13 protein-coding genes are annotated in these 15,656 nt (G+C 67.7%); 3 read left to right on the top strand and 10 right to left on the bottom strand.

Features of this window, described 5'->3' with window-relative positions:
• Both AB4Z00_RS05370 and AB4Z00_RS05365 read left to right on the top strand, forming a co-directional pair.
• Entirely contained in the window at nucleotides 1–1,446 is a 1,446-nt protein-coding gene (locus AB4Z00_RS05370) for a glycoside hydrolase family 125 protein (protein ID WP_442045468.1), read from the top strand.
• A 29-nt stretch (nucleotides 1,447–1,475) separates the two neighbouring features.
• Nucleotides 1,476–3,395 carry an alpha-L-fucosidase gene (locus AB4Z00_RS05365; RefSeq protein ID WP_442045221.1) on the top strand — a complete coding sequence of 640 codons (1,920 nt, stop codon included), beginning with the start codon at nucleotides 1,476–1,478 and terminating at the stop codon, nucleotides 3,393–3,395.
• A gap of 6 nt (nucleotides 3,396–3,401) precedes the next feature.
• Here the strand turns inward: AB4Z00_RS05365 and AB4Z00_RS05360 are convergent, their stop codons facing one another.
• A complete protein-coding gene (locus AB4Z00_RS05360) occupies nucleotides 3,402–4,010 on the bottom strand; it encodes a M17 family peptidase N-terminal domain-containing protein (protein ID WP_442045220.1) in 609 nt (202 codons plus the stop codon).
• Between the two features lie 58 nt (nucleotides 4,011–4,068).
• Nucleotides 4,069–4,725 (bottom strand): response regulator transcription factor, encoded by a 657-nt coding sequence (locus AB4Z00_RS05355; protein WP_442045219.1) that lies wholly within the window; start codon nucleotides 4,723–4,725, stop codon nucleotides 4,069–4,071.
• Nucleotides 4,726–4,834: 109 nt separating this feature from the next.
• On the opposite strand from AB4Z00_RS05355, the gene AB4Z00_RS05350 reads away from it, so the two are divergent.
• Nucleotides 4,835–5,467, top strand: a complete 633-nt coding sequence (locus AB4Z00_RS05350) for a response regulator transcription factor (RefSeq protein WP_442045218.1) — start codon at nucleotides 4,835–4,837, stop codon at nucleotides 5,465–5,467.
• A 20-nt stretch (nucleotides 5,468–5,487) separates the two neighbouring features.
• Here the strand turns inward: AB4Z00_RS05350 and AB4Z00_RS05345 are convergent, their stop codons facing one another.
• The 8 genes from AB4Z00_RS05345 to AB4Z00_RS05310 all read right to left on the bottom strand — a co-directional run bounded on the left by AB4Z00_RS05345 (nucleotide 5,488) and on the right by AB4Z00_RS05310 (nucleotide 15,554).
• The gene (locus tag AB4Z00_RS05345) at nucleotides 5,488–8,463 is read right to left on the bottom strand and encodes an ATP-binding protein (protein ID WP_442045217.1); all 2,976 of its coding nucleotides are present in this window, start codon (nucleotides 8,461–8,463) and stop codon (nucleotides 5,488–5,490) included.
• A gap of 80 nt (nucleotides 8,464–8,543) precedes the next feature.
• Nucleotides 8,544–9,896 carry an alginate export family protein gene (locus AB4Z00_RS05340; protein WP_442045467.1) on the bottom strand — a complete coding sequence of 451 codons (1,353 nt, stop codon included), beginning with the start codon at nucleotides 9,894–9,896 and terminating at the stop codon, nucleotides 8,544–8,546.
• Nucleotides 9,897–10,011: 115 nt separating this feature from the next.
• Complete coding sequence (locus tag AB4Z00_RS05335; protein ID WP_442045216.1) at nucleotides 10,012–10,485, bottom strand: DoxX family protein; 474 nt, start codon at nucleotides 10,483–10,485, stop codon at nucleotides 10,012–10,014.
• Between the two features lie 3 nt (nucleotides 10,486–10,488).
• Nucleotides 10,489–11,376, bottom strand: a complete 888-nt coding sequence (locus AB4Z00_RS05330; protein ID WP_442045215.1) for a glyoxalase — start codon at nucleotides 11,374–11,376, stop codon at nucleotides 10,489–10,491.
• 197 nt (nucleotides 11,377–11,573) lie between these two features.
• Nucleotides 11,574–13,421 carry an amidohydrolase gene (locus tag AB4Z00_RS05325; RefSeq protein WP_442045214.1) on the bottom strand — a complete coding sequence of 616 codons (1,848 nt, stop codon included), beginning with the start codon at nucleotides 13,419–13,421 and terminating at the stop codon, nucleotides 11,574–11,576.
• An 89-nt stretch (nucleotides 13,422–13,510) separates the two neighbouring features.
• Complete coding sequence (locus tag AB4Z00_RS05320) at nucleotides 13,511–13,783, bottom strand: DUF1427 family protein (RefSeq protein ID WP_132267293.1); 273 nt, start codon at nucleotides 13,781–13,783, stop codon at nucleotides 13,511–13,513.
• Between the two features lie 144 nt (nucleotides 13,784–13,927).
• Nucleotides 13,928–14,764 carry an alpha/beta fold hydrolase gene (locus AB4Z00_RS05315; RefSeq protein WP_442045213.1) on the bottom strand — a complete coding sequence of 279 codons (837 nt, stop codon included), beginning with the start codon at nucleotides 14,762–14,764 and terminating at the stop codon, nucleotides 13,928–13,930.
• Nucleotides 14,765–14,882: 118 nt separating this feature from the next.
• Complete coding sequence (locus tag AB4Z00_RS05310; protein WP_132267289.1) at nucleotides 14,883–15,554, bottom strand: hydrolase; 672 nt, start codon at nucleotides 15,552–15,554, stop codon at nucleotides 14,883–14,885.
• Nucleotides 15,555–15,656 lie beyond the last annotated feature (102 nt).

The raw sequence follows: 15,656 nt of genomic DNA, 5'->3' as shown, positions 1-15,656 counted from the left end.
ATGACGAACCTCGATCGCCGCACCACGCTTGCCGGGATGGCAGGCGCCGCCGCGCTGGCCCTTCCGGCCACGGCCCGCGCGGCGACCATCCCCATGCCGCAAGGCGGAGGCCGTCCGGCCGTGGCGGATCGCCGCTACGTCAGCCGCGCGGTGGAAGCGGAGATCGACCGCGTCTCGCGCAAGATCGCCGACCCCAAGCTGCGCGCGATGTTCGTGGGCTGCTATCCGAACACGCTCGACACCACCGTCTACATGGACACGGTGGACGGCCGCCCGGATGCTTTCGTCATCACCGGCGACATCCCCTGCCTCTGGCTGCGCGACAGCACGGCGCAAGTGCTGCCCTACCTCCATCTGGTGAACAAGGACCCGGCGCTCACCGCGCTGTTCCGGGGCCTGATCTCCCGCCAGTCGCGCTCGATCCTGATCGATCCTTACGCCAACGCCTTCATGCGCGATCCCGCGGCGAAGACGAACCTCTCGTGGTCCCTGAAGGACCAGACCGAGATGAAGCCCGGCGTAGCCGAGCGCAAATGGGAGATCGACTCGCTCTGCTATGCGATGCGGCTCGGCTTCCGTTACTGGCGCCAGACGCAGGACAAGCTGCCCTTCGACGAGACCTGGGCCGAAGCCTCGCGCGCCTGTGTGCGCACTTTCCGCGAGCAGCAGCGCAAGGGCTCGCCCGGCCCCTATCGCTTCCTGCGCACCAGCAACCGGCCTACCGAGACCATGCAGCTCGACGGCTGGGGCGCGCCGAGCCGCGCGGTCGGGCTGATTCACTGCGGCTTCCGCCCTTCGGACGATTCCTGCACTTATCCGTTCCTGATCCCGGCCAACCTCTTCGCGGTGACATCGCTGCGCGAGATGGCCAGCGTTGCCGAACAGGCGCGGGGAGATACGGCGCTGGCCGCCGACGCCCGTGCTCTGGCGGACGAAGTGGAGGCTGCGCTGCGGCAATGGGGCACGATGCTGCTGCCGGACGGCCGCCGGGTCTGGGCCTACGAGGTCGACGGTTTCGGCAACGCGATGTTCATGGACGACGCCAATGTCCCCTCGCTGCTGGGCCTTGCCTTCCTCGAATGCGTGCCGGCCAGCGATCCGCTCTGGAAAGTCACGGCGGATGCCTGCTGGTCGGAAGCGAACCCCTACTTCTTCCGGGGATCGAAAGTGGAGGGCATTGGCGGGCCGCATGTCGGGCTGGGGCAGGTCTGGCCGATGAGCCTGATCGTGCGCGCGCTGTCGAGCAGCGACGACCAGGTGATCCGCGCCATGCTGCGCATGCTGCGCGACAGCGACGCAGGCACCGGCTTCATCCACGAGGCGGTGGACAGCAACGACCCCTCGAAATTCACGCGCGACTGGTTCGCCTGGGCCAACGGCCTCTTCGGCGAACTCCTGGTCAAGCTGGCCGACACGCGGCCGCAACTGCTTTCCGCGCCGCTTTGACGCGCGCCTGGATACATTAAGGACTGACGATGGACTTCTCCCGCCGCCGTTTCCTCGCCACTTCCGCCGTCGGGGCCGCCGCGTTCGGCGCCGATGCTGCGCAGGCCGCGCGCGAGCCCGCTGCGCCTCAGCCCTCCGGCGCCGTCCCCTCACCGCGGCAGTGGAACTGGCACGCCCATGAAATGTACGCCTTCGTGCACTTCGCGATGAATACCTTCACTGACAAGGAATGGGGCTTCGGAGACGAGGACCCGAAGTGGTTCAATCCCACCGATTTCGACTCCGACCAGATCGTCGCGGCGGCGAAAGTGGCGGGCATGCGCGGGGTCATCCTCACCGCCAAGCACCACGACGGCTTCTGCCTGTGGCAGACCCGGCTTACCGAGCATTCGATCCGCAACAGCCCCTACAAGCAGGGCAAGGGCGATATCGTCGCGGAAATGTCCGAGGCCTGCCGCAAGGCGGACATGCTGTTCGGCGTCTACCTCTCGCCCTGGGACCGCAATCACGCCGAATACGGCCGCCCGGCCTATATCGACTATTACCGCCAGCAATTGACCGAACTCTGCACCCGCTATGGCAAGCTGTTCGAAGTCTGGTTCGACGGCGCCAACGGCGGTGACGGCTACTACGGCGGCGCGCGCGAGGCGCGCAAGATCGATGCGCCGAAGTATTACAACTGGCCCTCGATCGTGAAGCTGGTGCACGAGCTTCAGCCCGATGCCTGCACTTTCGACCCGCTCGGCGCAGATATCCGCTGGGTTGGCAACGAGGACGGCGTGGCGGGCGATCCCTGCTGGCCGACGATGCCCAACGTCCCCTACGAGCAGGCGACTGGCAATTCCGGCCTGCGCGGCGGCGAGATCTGGTGGCCTGCGGAAACCGACGTGTCGATCCGTCCCGGCTGGTTCTATCACGCCGACGAGGATTCCAAGGTCAAGGACCCGGCGCGGCTGATCCGCCTCTACGACGAATCCGTGGGGCGCGGCACCAACCTCAACCTGAACCTGCCGCCCGACCGCCGGGGCCGGATCGCCGACCAGGACGTGAAGATCCTGAAGTCGTTCGGCGATGCGATCCGCGCGACTTTCGCAAAGGATCTTGCGCGGGCCAGCGTGGCCCATGCCAGCGCTACGCGCGGCGGCCGGTTCGTCCCCGCCAACGTGACGGACGGGCAGCGCGAGACTTTCTGGTCCACCCCCGACGGCGTGCTCACGCCCACACTGACGCTGGACCTCGCGCCCGGAACGCGCTTCGATGTCGTGCGCCTGCGCGAATATCTGCCGCTTGGCATCCGCGTGACCCGCTTCGCCGTGGAGGCGGAGATCGACGGCCAGTGGCAGCGCCTTGCCGAGAAGGCATGCATCGGTGCCCAGCGCATCCTCCGCCTGCCGCAGCCGATCGCGCCGCGCCGGGTGCGGCTGGTCGTGCTCGAAGGCAGCGCCGCCCCGGCGATCTCGGAATTTGCGCTGTTCGCCAGCGCGGCGCCGGTAGACGTGCCGCCGATCGTCTCCACCGACCCCACCGTGCTCGATTCCACGAAGTGGTCGATCGTCGCGGCCAGCGCGCCGGGCGCGGAGCGCCTGCTGGACAATGACGCGGCGACGATCTGGAAGCAGCCCGCGCCCCAGACCGGCAAGCCCGCGCGCGTCACTGTCGATCTCGGCGCGCGCAGTCCGCTGGCCGGCTTCACGCTGACGCCTTCGCGGCAGGTCATGGCCGATGCCGCTCCGCCCAAGGGCTTCGTTGCCGAGACCAGCCGCGACGGCAAGACCTGGACGCGGGCCGCAACCGGAGAGTTCGGCAATATCGCCTATGCCCTGGCCACCCAGCGCATCGCTTTCGCCAAGCCGGTGGATGCGCGTTACTTGCGGTTCACTTTCGCGGAAACGGCGCTTCCCGCGGGCAATCTGGCGATCGCCGGGATCGGCGGCTTCGTGGCTCGATAGGCGCGCCTAGCTCCCGGTGTCGGCAGTCGCGGCGAGTTTGTCCTGGAACTGCTGCGCGGCCTGCTCCAGCCGGGCCGCACCGACATCGAAAGTCCAGCGGCGCAAGGCGGGCGGCCCGGCCAGGCCGAGCTGCTGGAGCCGGCGGTGCGACCGCAAGGCCGAGACGAGGCCGTCCACCATGTGCCCCGGCGCGCCGGCGGTGGCCGCCGCGGGGATGCCGCTGTCGAGCATGCCGGGCGCGAAAGCGGCGCTGTCTGCCCCGAGCGCCAGGGCGAATGTCGCCGCTGCCCGCATGGCCTCCTCAAGGCAGGCGGTCGACCATCCCTCCGGCTCGCCGAGGCCGACGAGCAGGAGGCGTTTCGCCGCGAGGGGCTGCGGGGGCGCCGCGATCAGCAGGCATTCGCCGAGCCTGCCGCGGAAATGCCCTTCCCGCCTCAACTGCAGGAGCTTTCCCTGAAGGGCCGTGTCGAGGTGCGCCAGGCCTCCGGTGAGGCTGCCTGCCGGCTCGCGGGCGAACATCCCGGCGCAGGAAAGGTCCACTTCGGCACCGACCGCGTCCCAGGCCGCGACGTCGATGGCCGTGCCGAAGGCCGCGCCGATCTTCCGTAGATTCACCGTGTCTCTCCGTTGTCGCTGCCGGGCAGGGGAAGCCTGAGACAGCCGGGGCGGCCGGTCAATGCACGGACAGCGAGAAGGAGGCACGCACGAGGTCGGCCACCGAACGCAGTTCCATCTTGCGCATGAGGCTGGAGCGGTGGAGTTTTACCGTGATCTCGCTGATTTCGAGTTCCCAGGCGATCTGCTTGTTCATCAGGCCGCGGACCACGCCTTCCATGACCTGGCGTTCGCGCGGTGTCAGCCGGTCGAAGCGCTGCGTCAGCGCGTGCCGGGTGCGGTTCGCGCTGCGGCGCTCGGTGTCGATCTCCAGCGCATAGTCGATGGCGCCCAGCAGGTCGCCCTCGTCGAAGGGGCGCGGCAGGAAGTCCACCGCGCCGGCCTTCATCGCGCGGACGGAGAGCGGGACTTCGGCATGGTCGGTGACGAAGACGACCGGAATCGGTTCGCTGCGGCTCTTCAGCCGGGCGATGAGTTCGAGCCCGTCGATCGAGGGCATCTGCACGTCCGCGACGATGCAGCAGGGCGCCTCGGGCAGCGGCTGATCGAGAAGCGCTCCGGCCCAGGCGAAAGTCTCCACGGCATAGCCTTCCTCGCGCAGCAGCGAGCGGAGGTGCGAGCGGGCTTCGCTATCGGCATCGACGATCAGGACGCGTCCCCGGGTGGTGGCTTCGTCCACACAACCGTGCATCGCTTCGCTTGTCACATGAATCATCGCACTACTCCTGCTGGCGGCGCAGAAATGGTTCAAAGTGAACACAACGGGCAATCCCCTCTTTTGGGGGGAATTGCCATCACGCGGCGGGAGAGCGTAGAGGGAAGCCATGGAAAACAGCGATTTTCAGCCCCCCATCCGCATCGCCGTGGTGGACGACCACCCCCTGCTGCGCGACGGGATCATCGCCGTGTTCTCGACCCAGCCCGACCTGCAACTCGTGGCTGCAGGCGAGGATGGAGAGGCTGCCGTGCGCCTCTTCCGCGAGCACCGGCCAGACGTCATGCTGCTCGACCTGCAGATGCCGAATGTCGACGGGGTGGAGGCGATGACGCGGATCCTCGCCGAGTTTCCGGAGGCGCGGATCCTCGTGCTGACCACATATTCGGGCGACGGCCGCGCCACGCAGGCGATCAAGGCCGGGGCCTCGGGCTATCTGCTGAAGAACAGCCTGCGTACCGAGCTGCTCGACGCGATCCGGTCGATCCACCGCGGCGGCACGCATTTCGACCGGCAGGTGTTCGGCGCGGCGGACCGCGAGGCCAAGCGCCTCACCGCGCGCGAAAGCGACGTGCTGCAACTGGCCGCCTCGGGCAATTCGAACAAGCAGATCGCGGCGCGGCTGTCGCTCTCCGAAGAGACGGTCAAGGGCTACATGAAGGCGATCTTCGCGCGGCTGGGCGCGATGGACCGCACCCATGCCGTGGCGATCGCCGTGCGCAACGGGTTGATCGAACTCTAGGTCGGATCGGCAGCCGGGGGCTAGCGATAGGCGATCTTCGCGGGCAGGGTCAGTCGGATCGAAGTGCCTTGCCCGGCGGCCCTGGCGATGGCGAAGGATCCGCCCAGCCGCTCCAGCCGCTCGCGCATGYCGGTAAGGCCGAAGTGCCCGTCGCGCCCACCTGCGGCGCGCACGTCTTCCGGCAGGCCGATGCCATCGTCCACCACGCGCAGGGAAAGGCGGTCGCGGCCGTGGTGGATCTCGATGCGCACCAGGCTCGCCTGCGCGTGCTTGACGGCATTGGCCAGCGCCTCGCCCACGGCGAGTTCGATTTCCTCCGCCACCGGCGCGCCGACGAGCTGCTCGGGGCCGTCCACCCGCACTTCCCAGGGCAGGGCATCGCGCACCACCCGCTGGGCGCAGGCGCGCAAGGTTTCGGCGATGCACTTGGGTTCGGCATCCTCGCGCAGGCCGCGCACCCGTTCGCGGCCGTGCAGGAGCACGTCGTCGGCCCGCTCCAGCGCGTCCTCGATGGCGGTATGCGCGGGGGTGCCGGGCGTGGTCAGGTGAAGCACGGTCTGGAACCGCAGCATCAGGCCCTGGAAGCCCTGGAGCAGCGTGTCGTGCAGATCCTGCGCGATGCGCTCGCGTTCGGTCACGCGTTCCTCGATGCGATCGCGCATGGCCTGCATGGCCAGCCGCATGCGCCAGCGGAACAGCGCATAGATGCCCAGTGCCAGACTGAGGAACACGGCCAGCCGGAACCAGCCGGTCTGCCAGAAATAGGGCGCGATGACGAAGCTCGTCACCGCCTCGCGCCGGGCCCAGGGACCGTCGCCGGTGGCGGCGGTGACGTGGAAGCGATACGTGCCCGGGCCAAGGCCCGCATAGTCCACGCGGCGGCGCCCTCCGGCATCGACCCAGCCCTGGTCGACGCCGTCCAGCCGGTAGCGGTACCGGTTGCCTTCCGCGTCGGCCAGGCTCAGTCCCACGTAGGACAGGCTGACGCGGGACGTTCCCGCCGGCAGGCGCGTGCCGGTGAGCGGATAGCCGCGGCCGTCCACTTCCAGCGCGGTGACGCGGACCGGCATCTCGGCCTGCCCGGCGGCGATGCGCGAGGGGTCGACCTGCACCACGCCGGTGCTCGTCACGAACCACAGCCGTCCTTGCGCGTCCACGGCGGCATCGTTGGCGGAATAGGGTTCGGTACGGGCGCGGATCGCGCCGTTCTGGCCGAAGCGGGCGAGCGGGATCGGCCTGCCCGGGCGCGCGAAAGCGGCCTCCAGGTCCGGTTCGGCGATGCGGATGATGCCGCCCGAGGAGATCAGCCAGTAGTGGCCCGCCACCCGGACGATCCCCATGACCCCGGCAAGCCAGGGGTAGGTCCGCGCGCTCAGTTGCTGGACGCGGCGCCCGTCATAGCGCGCCAGCCCCGCCTCACCGCCGATCCAGGTCTTGCCGTCCATCTGCTTGAGCATCCGCACGAAGCCCACGCCGGTCTTCTCTTTCTCCCCGTCGTGTCCTTCGTCGTCGCTTCCCGGCCAGAGGGGCGTCGTCTTGCCGTCCTGCACGCGGGCGAGCAGCCGCAGCGGCTGGTTGATGACGAAAGTGTTCGGGCCGGTGACGACGAAGGTGGTGGCCGGCGGCAGGCTTTCGTCCTTGATCCAGCGCCGGCCCTCCAGTCGGAACATGCCGGAGGCCGATACCGATTCCCACAGACGCCCCTGGTGATCGGCGGCGCAGGCCTGGCCGAACTGGCGCTCATGTTCGAGCGGGCCGATGATCCGGGTCAGGGTGGACCCGCGCACGAGATACTCGTTCTTGTAGGTCAGGACGTAAGCGCCCACCCCTGCCACCGAGCAGACTTCGGACAGCAGGCTGGAACGCAGGATCAGGTCCGCCTTGCCGTCGATGATCCGGTACAGGCCCTCGTCGCCGCCGATATAGAGCGAGCCGTCCGGCCCCGTCGCGATGCCGGTGCGGACGCCCTTGATCGCGGAATAGTGTATGACCGGGGAGCGTACGAAGCGGTGCAGACCGTCCGGCGCGCCGCCCCAGATGGTGCCTTCGGAATCGCGCAGCAGCGTGGAGACCTGGACGGGATAGGTCTCCGCCCGGCTCATGGACAGATCGCTGCCCGGCACTGTCGCCAGCCCGGCGGCATTGCCCGCGACCCACAGCAGATTGTCGGCATCGAACAGCAGGTTGCGGATGCCGTCCCCGCCGCCCAGCGGCTCGCCGAACGCGATGCCGGTGGGCAGGAAGCCGCGCGGGCCGAGCTTCTGGAGCCCGTCGCTCGAAAAGAACCACATGGTGCCGGCGCGGTCCTGGCCGAAGGCGGGGCCAAGGTTCATCAGGCCCGGCACGACCTCGAAAGTGCGGCTGCCGCGGGGCAGGCGGCGCAGTTCGGGGTTCGATGCGATCCACATCGTGCCGTCGTTCTGGCGGAACATGCGCACCAGTGGACCGTCCACGTCGATCACGTCCCAGCGACCCTTCACCAGGTGGCGAAGCTGCGATCCGAAGCCGCTCCACGCCGAGACCCAGACACTGCCGTCCGGCGCGGCGACGATGTCGGTAACGCGTCCGCGCGGCTTCCTTTCCGGGTTGGCGCCGCGCAGCTTGCCGTCCTTCAGCCGGGCGATGCCGCCGAAGGCGTAGCCCACCCACAGGCTGCCGTCGGGCGCCGCGGCCAGGGCCGTGACCTGCCGGGCGCGGAAGTTGTCGAAGTCCTCGGGATCGACGCGCTGGAATTTCAGCCCGTCGAAGCGATAGAGCCCGTCGCCCGAGCCAAGCCAGAGAAAGCCGTCGCGGGTGCGGGCCATGGCGCGGATGTCGGGCGGGGCGCCGTCGGCCAATGACCAGTGACGGCTGCTGTAGCCCGGGATCTCCGTGGCCGGTGATGCCTGGACGGCGGGTGCCGGGACGACCGCCCCGAAAATGACGGGGCCGAGCAGGGCTGCCAGCGACGCCAGCCGATGGAGAAAGGGTCGGGCAGGGGCTGGATCGGGACGCATGGCGTGCGCATTGCATGGCGGCCGGCGGTGGACAAGCAAACCTTGGTATGGCCCTGCGCACAAGGCGAAATGGAGCGCTTTCAGAACCGGAAATTGCTTTCGAGGCCAAGCATGTGGATGGTCCTGGCCGATCCGGTCTCGCGGATGAAAGCGCCGGGTGCGAAAGCGGAGAGCGAGGCGGAGATTTCCAGTTCGGCGCTCGCCTGCCAGGCCAGCGTCATCTCCACTTCCTTGCCGACGAACTTCGCGCGGCTGTCTCCGGCGTCGCGGATCAGGTTGCCCGGGATGTCGTAGATCCCGTCCTCGCGGGAATAGCGCCAGTAGGCCATGGCCGCGAGGCTGGCCGAGACCGTGGGGGCCAGTTGCAGGCCCAGCGAGGAATAGGCATTGACGATGTTGTAGGGGCCGACCGGCGACAGTTCGCCGAAATACTTGCCCTTGGGAAACATGGCATTGAAAGTGCCCAGGCGGCTGTCCTGGCGCGTGTCCCCGGACTTGTCGCCGCTCACCACATTGACGCGCAGGGTAAGGTCGGGCGCCAGCGGCGCGTCCGGGAAGGCGCGGCCCAGTTCGGTGCCCAGCGTCCAGGCCGAGATCGGCCCATTCGCGAAGCGGCCGAACTGGTAGACGCCCTCGACGTTCCAGTGCCAGTCCTCCCGGCTGCCGTGCCAGCGGGCACCCAGGCTGTGGCGGGTCTCGGTGCCGTCGCGCGTGCCCCAGTGCGCGGCGTCGTTGCGATAGCCGAGGTAGTAGAGGTCGAGCGCGGGCAGCGCGGCATAGGCACCCCAGAGCGCCTCGTCAGGCGAGGTGCGGTCGTTGAGATCCCCCTTGCGCGCCTGCACCGGCCTTACCGCCAGCAGGCTGACCGTCGCCGCGCCCAGGGCCACGTCCGCGCGAAGACCATCGAAGGCGAGCGGCACGTTGGGGCCGTAGCGTGTGCCCACCAGCCGCTCCGTGCCGAGCGACAGCATCTGCCGCCCGCCGCGCAGGGTTACGGGGCCGAGGTCGGCCTCGGCAAAACCCTGCAGGAGATCGATACCCGACCCGTCGACCGGGCCGGGCGCTGGCGCGACGCCCGCCGAGGTCGAGGCGATGGGCTGCACGAAGGCGCGGAGTTTGCCGAGGTGGAGATCGGCATAAGGCAGGGCGCGAAACCAGACATAGCCGTCGTCAGGCGCCTCGGCGCTGCCCCAGAGGTTGTCGTCGTAGTTCTCGTTCCGCACGCGCAGTTCGATGCCGGTGGAGAGCCAGGCGTCATCGCCGAGGGGGATGTACTTGAACGGGCCGGTCCAGTGATGATCGCGCTTCTCGGCGTCTTCGAGGTCCGACCAGTCCTCGTCGTAGCGGGTGATGGACAGGGTGGGGGCCTCCCACGCTTCCTTCGGCGCGGCCTGGGCGGTGGTGGGCAGCAGGGCCGCGAAAGAAAGCGACAGCGCCGCCAGCCGTCGTCCCGGACCCGATCCGGGACCGCTGGCCGTGCCGCGCCATGCTCGCGAAAGGGCGCCTGAGGACAGGCACCGGTCCCGGATCCGGCCCGGGACGACGAGGTCAGGCACCGCCGGCCCCCTTGCGCGCCAGGATCGCCACCAGCACGAACCCGCCGACAAGGCCCATATGCTCGAAGAAGGCGTTCATCGCACCGAAGCGCTCGGGGCCTTCGGGCATGGTCCAGAAGGCATTGGCCACCAGCGCCGCGAGGAAAGTGAACACGCCGAGCATCCCCGCGCCCAGCCAGACCAGCCGGCCCTGCAGGATCAGCCGTCCTCCGAGGACGAGAAACGCGCCGATCAGTTCGACGGCGATGGTCAGCCCGGCCCAGAGCGCGGGCGGGGTCAGGCCGAAGTGGCTCTGCTCCGCCAGCGCTGCGGGCCAGTCGCCCAGCTTGTCCATCCCGCCCACCAGGTAAGCGCTCACCAGCGCGAGGCGGGCGAGGAARGCGGTCGGCTTGAAGTCCAGCACGGCGCCCACGAATGCGAGCCGCTCTGCCGGAGGCGTGCGATCGATCGAAGGGAGGCCGGCCATGGCTTATGCTCCCTGGTGGATTTCGGCGACGTAGCCGCCGGGGAAGCGCACGATGGCGGTCTGGCGGTGGTTCGCGGTGACGGGTGCGACCAGGGTCTCGGCGCCTGCCGCCTTGGCCTTGGCGAGAGTGGCAGCGAGATCGCTCACGGCATAGCCGGTCATGTCGCGGCCGTAAGGCCAGGGCAACTGGCCGTCGGAAACGTAGACCACCATCTTGCCGTAGCCGCTGTCGATCGAGACGCGGCGGACGGTCTTGCCGGGTTCGCCGATCTCGGCGCCGCTGGCGGCCTTGTCGTCGGCGGTGACTTTGGCATGGGCGAAGCCGGTCCAGCTCCTGATGAAGGCATCGGCGGCATCGACGGTCAGGTAGATACGGTTTTCCGGCACGCTTTCGAGCTTGGCGTAGTTCGGCCTGGCGGTGTGCCAATAGAGCTGCATGTTCACGCCGCCCGGCCATTGCACCACCGAATCCCGGCCGATCGGATCGGGGAAAGTCTCCAGACGGCGCACCGCGCCGTGGCTCCGGGCCGACTTCACGGCGGCGTCGATGTCGGTGACCAGATAGCCGGTGCGCTCGTCGCCGAAGGGATAGGGGATCGGCGTCTTGAAGCCGAAGACCGAGATCGTGCCCGCGGGCGTCAGCACCAGTTGCGACTTGGTGAGGCTCGTGGTCGGCGTCACCTGGAATTCGCCCTGCTTGCTGGTGGTGCCGCCGAAGGTGGCGACGAAGCTGGCGACGAAAGTGTCGAACTGGTCCTGCGGCACGTAGACGTGCGTGGTGTCGTACTGGGCGCCGACCGAATAGTCCGCCGTCGGCGCCGCGAAGGCGGGGGCGGCGATGGGGCTGGCCGCCATTACGGCAGTGGCGAAAAGGAGGGCAAAGCGCTTCATCGAAGGTCTCCTTGAGAAATTTCCGGGGGGCACGTTTCGTCGTCGTCTCGTTCGGCCCTCACCGTGTGAGCGGGGCTTGCGAGATCGGTTTAAGGTGAGGACGAACGGCTATCGATCCGAATAATATCGTCCGATATGTTCGAGATTATGGAATAGAATGTCATGAGCCCCGCCGCATGCGGCAGGGCTCATCGAAGCTAGACGGCCCAGCAACCGCAGCCGAGCGCGCCCCAGAAGGTCTGGACATCGGCGGCCGGGACATTGGCGCCCAGTGCAGAGGCATGGTCATGGCCATGCACGCCGCAGGAACTGGCGCAGCCGCAGGCCGAGGCGAGCTTCTGCCTGGCTTCGGGCGTCTGGTAATAGCCGCCGAACGTCGCGACCGGCGACCAGTCGGGCATCGGGCGCGGCAGTTCCGGGGCGAGCGGGCGATAGTCGCCCTCACCATGCACCACCTTGCCGCCGAGTACGGTCAGGACTGCGCGAATATGAACGATGTCATGCTCGGGCACAGAGAAGAAGTCGTCGGAGAGCAGGGCGAGGTCGGCAAGCTGGCCGGCCTTGATCTGGCCCTTCTTGCCGATCTCGTTGGAGAACCAGGTGTTCTCATGCGTCCACATCGCCAGCGCCTTTTCGCGGCTGACGCGGTTGGCGTTGGGGTAGAGGCGCAGGCCGCCCACGGTGCGGCCGGAAACCAGCCAGGACAGCGAGACCCAGGGGTTGTAGCTGGCGACGCGGGTGGCGTCGGTGCCCGCGCCCACGGGGATTCCGGCGGAAATCATCTTGGCGATCGGCGGCGTGCGCTCGGCCGCCTTGGCGCCGTAGCGTTCGACGAAATCCTCGCCCTGATAGGCCATGCGGTGCTGCACGGCGATGCCGCCACCGAGCGCGGCAATGCGGTCGATATTGCGGTCGGAGATGGTCTCGGCATGGTCGAAGAACCAGTTGATGCCTTCGAGCGGAATGTCGCGGTTGACCTTCTCGTAGACGTCGAGCGCGCGGCCGATGGTCTCGTCATAAGTCGCGTGGAGGCGCCAGGGCCAGCGGTGCTCGGCCAAGAGGCGGATGACGGGTTCCAGATCGCCTTCCATGCTGGGCGCCATGTCCGGGCGCGGCTGGCGGAAATCCTCGAAGTCGGCGGCGGAATAGACCAGCATCTCGCCCGCGCCGTTGTGGCGATAGGTGTCGTCGCCCTGGCCCGGCGTGACCTGCTTCACCCAGCCGGCGAAGTCCGCCAGTTCCTCTTTCGGCTTCTGCGTGAAGAGGTTGTAGCTGATGCGCACGGTCAGCTGGTCTTCGGCGTGGAGCTTCTCGATGATCTCGTAATCGTCGGGATAGTTCTGGAAGCCGCCGCCCGCGTCGATCACGCCGGTTACGCCCAGCGCGTTGACTTCGCGCATGAAGTGGCGGGTGGAGTTGACCTGGTATTCCTGCGGCAGCTTGGGGCCCTTGGCGAGCGTGGAATAGAGGATCGTCGCGTTGGGCTGGGCCAGCAGCAGGCCGGTGGGGTTGCCGGCGGCGTCGCGCACGATCTCGCCGCCCGGCGGGTTCGGGGTGTCCTTAGTATAGCCGACGACGCGAAGGGCTGCGGCATTGAGCAGGGCGCGGTCGTAGAGGTGGAGGATGAACACCGGCGTATCGGGCGCGACCGCGTTCAGTTCGGCGATGGTCGGCAGGCGCTTTTCGGCAAACTGGTGCTCGGTGAAGCCGCCGACCACGCGCACCCACTGCGGGGCGGGGGTGTTGTCGACCTGCTTCTTCAGCATGGCCATGGCATCGGCCAGGGTGGGCACGCCGTCCCAGCGCAGTTCCATGTTGAAGTTCAGGCCCCCGCGAATGATGTGCATGTGGCTGTCGATCAGGCCGGGGATCAGTCGGCGGCCCTTGGCGTCGATCACCGCGGCGCCGGGCGCGGCGGCCTCGCGCGCTTCCTGCTCGCTGCCTACGGTCAGGAACCTGCCGTCGCGGATGACCACGGCTTCGGCCTGCGGATTTTCGCGGTCGAGGGTGGTGACCTTGGCGTTGACGATGATCGTGTCGGACATGACGGCTTCCTTGGAACGTGCGGATTGGGAGAATAGCGAGGGCAGGAGCGAGCTGGCAGCCGCTCCGGCTATGGTCTGTCGGCGGGTGATCATGCTTCGGCCTTGTGGTCGGCCGTGCGGCAGGGGAACTTGTCCCCCGGCAGGCGTCCCAGGACGTGCTTGCGGCAATCTGTCTGCACGTAGTGGGCGACTTCCTCGTGCGCCCAGATCTTCTTCGCCAGCGGGACGATCTGTTCGCCGAGGAGAATGCCGAGCAGTCCCAGCAGGGCGATCATCGGCGGGGCGGGCGAACGCACGCCGAGGAGACTGTAGACCACACCCACCAGCAGCCCGGCAGCGATCGAGAGAAGGTAGGCTTTCATGGCTTTGGGTTCCTCGAACGTTCAATCCGTTCCCCGTGTCGTCATTGCGAGGGCCTGTGGCCCGCGGCAATCCAGAGCGGCGGAAACCGCCCTGGATTGCTTCGCTACGCTCGCAATGACGAACGATGGAGAGCGACGTTCCTATCAGGCCTGCACGAAGGCGAGCAGGTCGGGGTTGAGGACGTCGGCATGGGTGGTCAGCATGCCGTGCGGATAGCCCTCGTAGATCTTGAGCGTGGCATTCGGCAGGATTTCCGCCTGGAGCACGCCGGCGTTCTTGTAGGGGACGACCTGGTCGTCATCGCCGTGGAGGACCAGCGTGGGGACGGTGATCGCCTTCAGGTCGTCGGTCTGGTCGGTTTCCGAGAAGGCCTTGATCCCCTCGTAATGGGCCTTGGCGCTGCCCATCATGCCCTGGCGCCACCAGTTGTCGATCACGGCGGGCTTCACGTCCGCGCCTTCGCGGTTGAAGCCGTAGAACGGCCCTGCGGCGACATCGCGGAAGAACTCGGCGCGGTTGGGGGCAAGGCCGGCGCGCAGGCCGTCGAACACGTCCATGGGCAGGCCGCCGGGGTAGGCTTCCGTCTTGAGCATGATCGGCGGCACGGCGCTGACCAGCACGGCCTTGGCGACGCGGCCCTGCGGAATGCCGTAGCGGGCGACATAGGCCGCAACTTCGCCGCCGCCGGTGGAGTGGCCGATGTGCACGGCGTTCCTGAGGTCGAGGTGTTCGGCGACGGCGGAAGCGTCGGCGGCGTAGTGCGCCATGTCGTGGCCCTCGCTCACCTGCTCGGAGCGGCCGTGGCCGCGGCGGTCATGGGCGACGACGCGGAAGCCCTTGGAGAGGAAGAACAGCATCTGCGTGTCCCAGTCGTCAGACGAGAGCGGCCAGCCGTGGTGGAAGACGATGGGCTGGGCGTCCTTCGGGCCCCAGTCCTTGAAGAAGATTTCGACGCCGTCCTTGGTGGTTACGTAACCCATGATGCTGATCCTTCGATGTTGAGAGTGAAGTCTTCGCGGGAAAAAGGAGGTAGGGACCGGAAGCCTTGTCCGTGAGGGCCGGATGGGGGGTATCTGGCCGCCGGTCCCGAGCTTCAAATCAGTGACCGCCTTCGGATGCGCCGAACATGGTCTTGGCGTAGTTGATACCGATACCGTAGGCACCGCCCCACTTCTTGGCGATTCCGGTGGTGCTGTCGTAGGTTTCGGTGCGGGCCCAGTCGCGCTGCAGTTCGAGCAGGTACTGGAGCGAGGTCATCGGCACGGCGCCGAGCTGGATCATGCGCTCCACCGCGCGTTCATGCGCTTCGGTGGAAATGTCGCCGCAGGCATCGGTGATGACATAGGCCTCGAAGCCCTGGTCGATGGCGGAAGCGACCGGCCCGACGATGCAGACCGAGGTCCAGAGGCCGGCAAAGACGATGCGGGGCTTGGCGATGCGGTTGATCTCGCAGATCACGGCTTCGTCTTCCCAGGTGTTCATCGAAGTGCGGTCGAGCATCTCCTGGCCGTCGAAGGCTTCGGTGATCTCTTCGAACATCGGGCCGGAAAAGCTCTTTTCGGCAACCGTGGTGAGGATGGTCGGGACGTTGAAGGACTTGGCGCCGCGCGAGATCAGGGCGGCGTTGTTGCGCAGCAGTTCGGCCGAGATCGACTTGGTGGCGAAGGCCATCTGTGACTGGAAATCGATCAGGACAAGCGCGTGATTGTCAGGCGAGATCAGCGACTTGCCGGGGGTGGCGGTGGCGGTCGGCGTAGCGGTGATGGTCATTGCGGGTCTTCCTGTCTGCTGGCCGTCGCGGCCCGGTGAGAGTGTTCTGGAGCGAATTGGCCGTTCCAGAAAGACGTATAAAATCGATCCGATAGTTCGATT

Origin of the sequence: Novosphingobium sp. YAF33 (genome assembly GCF_052113265.1) — a bacterium.
In the GTDB taxonomy this organism is placed as follows: domain Bacteria; phylum Pseudomonadota; class Alphaproteobacteria; order Sphingomonadales; family Sphingomonadaceae; genus Novosphingobium.
Note: the sequence above shows the minus strand (reverse complement) of the source record. Positions and strands in the feature narration are given on the sequence as shown.

What these genes read in the sequence shown, in the direction of transcription:
- AB4Z00_RS05350 (WP_442045218.1), top strand. Translation starts at nt 4,835, where the DNA reads ATGGAAAACAGCGATTTTCAGCCCCCCATCCGCATCGCCGTGGTGGAC.
- AB4Z00_RS05370 (WP_442045468.1), top strand. Translation starts at nt 1, where the DNA reads ATGACGAACCTCGATCGCCGCACCACGCTTGCCGGGATGGCAGGCGCC.
- AB4Z00_RS05315 (WP_442045213.1), bottom strand. Translation starts at nt 14,764, where the DNA reads ATGGGTTACGTAACCACCAAGGACGGCGTCGAAATCTTCTTCAAGGAC.
- AB4Z00_RS05325 (WP_442045214.1), bottom strand. Translation starts at nt 13,421, where the DNA reads ATGTCCGACACGATCATCGTCAACGCCAAGGTCACCACCCTCGACCGC.
- AB4Z00_RS05320 (WP_132267293.1), bottom strand. Translation starts at nt 13,783, where the DNA reads ATGAAAGCCTACCTTCTCTCGATCGCTGCCGGGCTGCTGGTGGGTGTG.
- AB4Z00_RS05355 (WP_442045219.1), bottom strand. Translation starts at nt 4,725, where the DNA reads ATGATTCATGTGACAAGCGAAGCGATGCACGGTTGTGTGGACGAAGCC.
- AB4Z00_RS05310 (WP_132267289.1), bottom strand. Translation starts at nt 15,554, where the DNA reads ATGACCATCACCGCTACGCCGACCGCCACCGCCACCCCCGGCAAGTCG.
- AB4Z00_RS05365 (WP_442045221.1), top strand. Translation starts at nt 1,476, where the DNA reads ATGGACTTCTCCCGCCGCCGTTTCCTCGCCACTTCCGCCGTCGGGGCC.
- AB4Z00_RS05330 (WP_442045215.1), bottom strand. Translation starts at nt 11,376, where the DNA reads ATGAAGCGCTTTGCCCTCCTTTTCGCCACTGCCGTAATGGCGGCCAGC.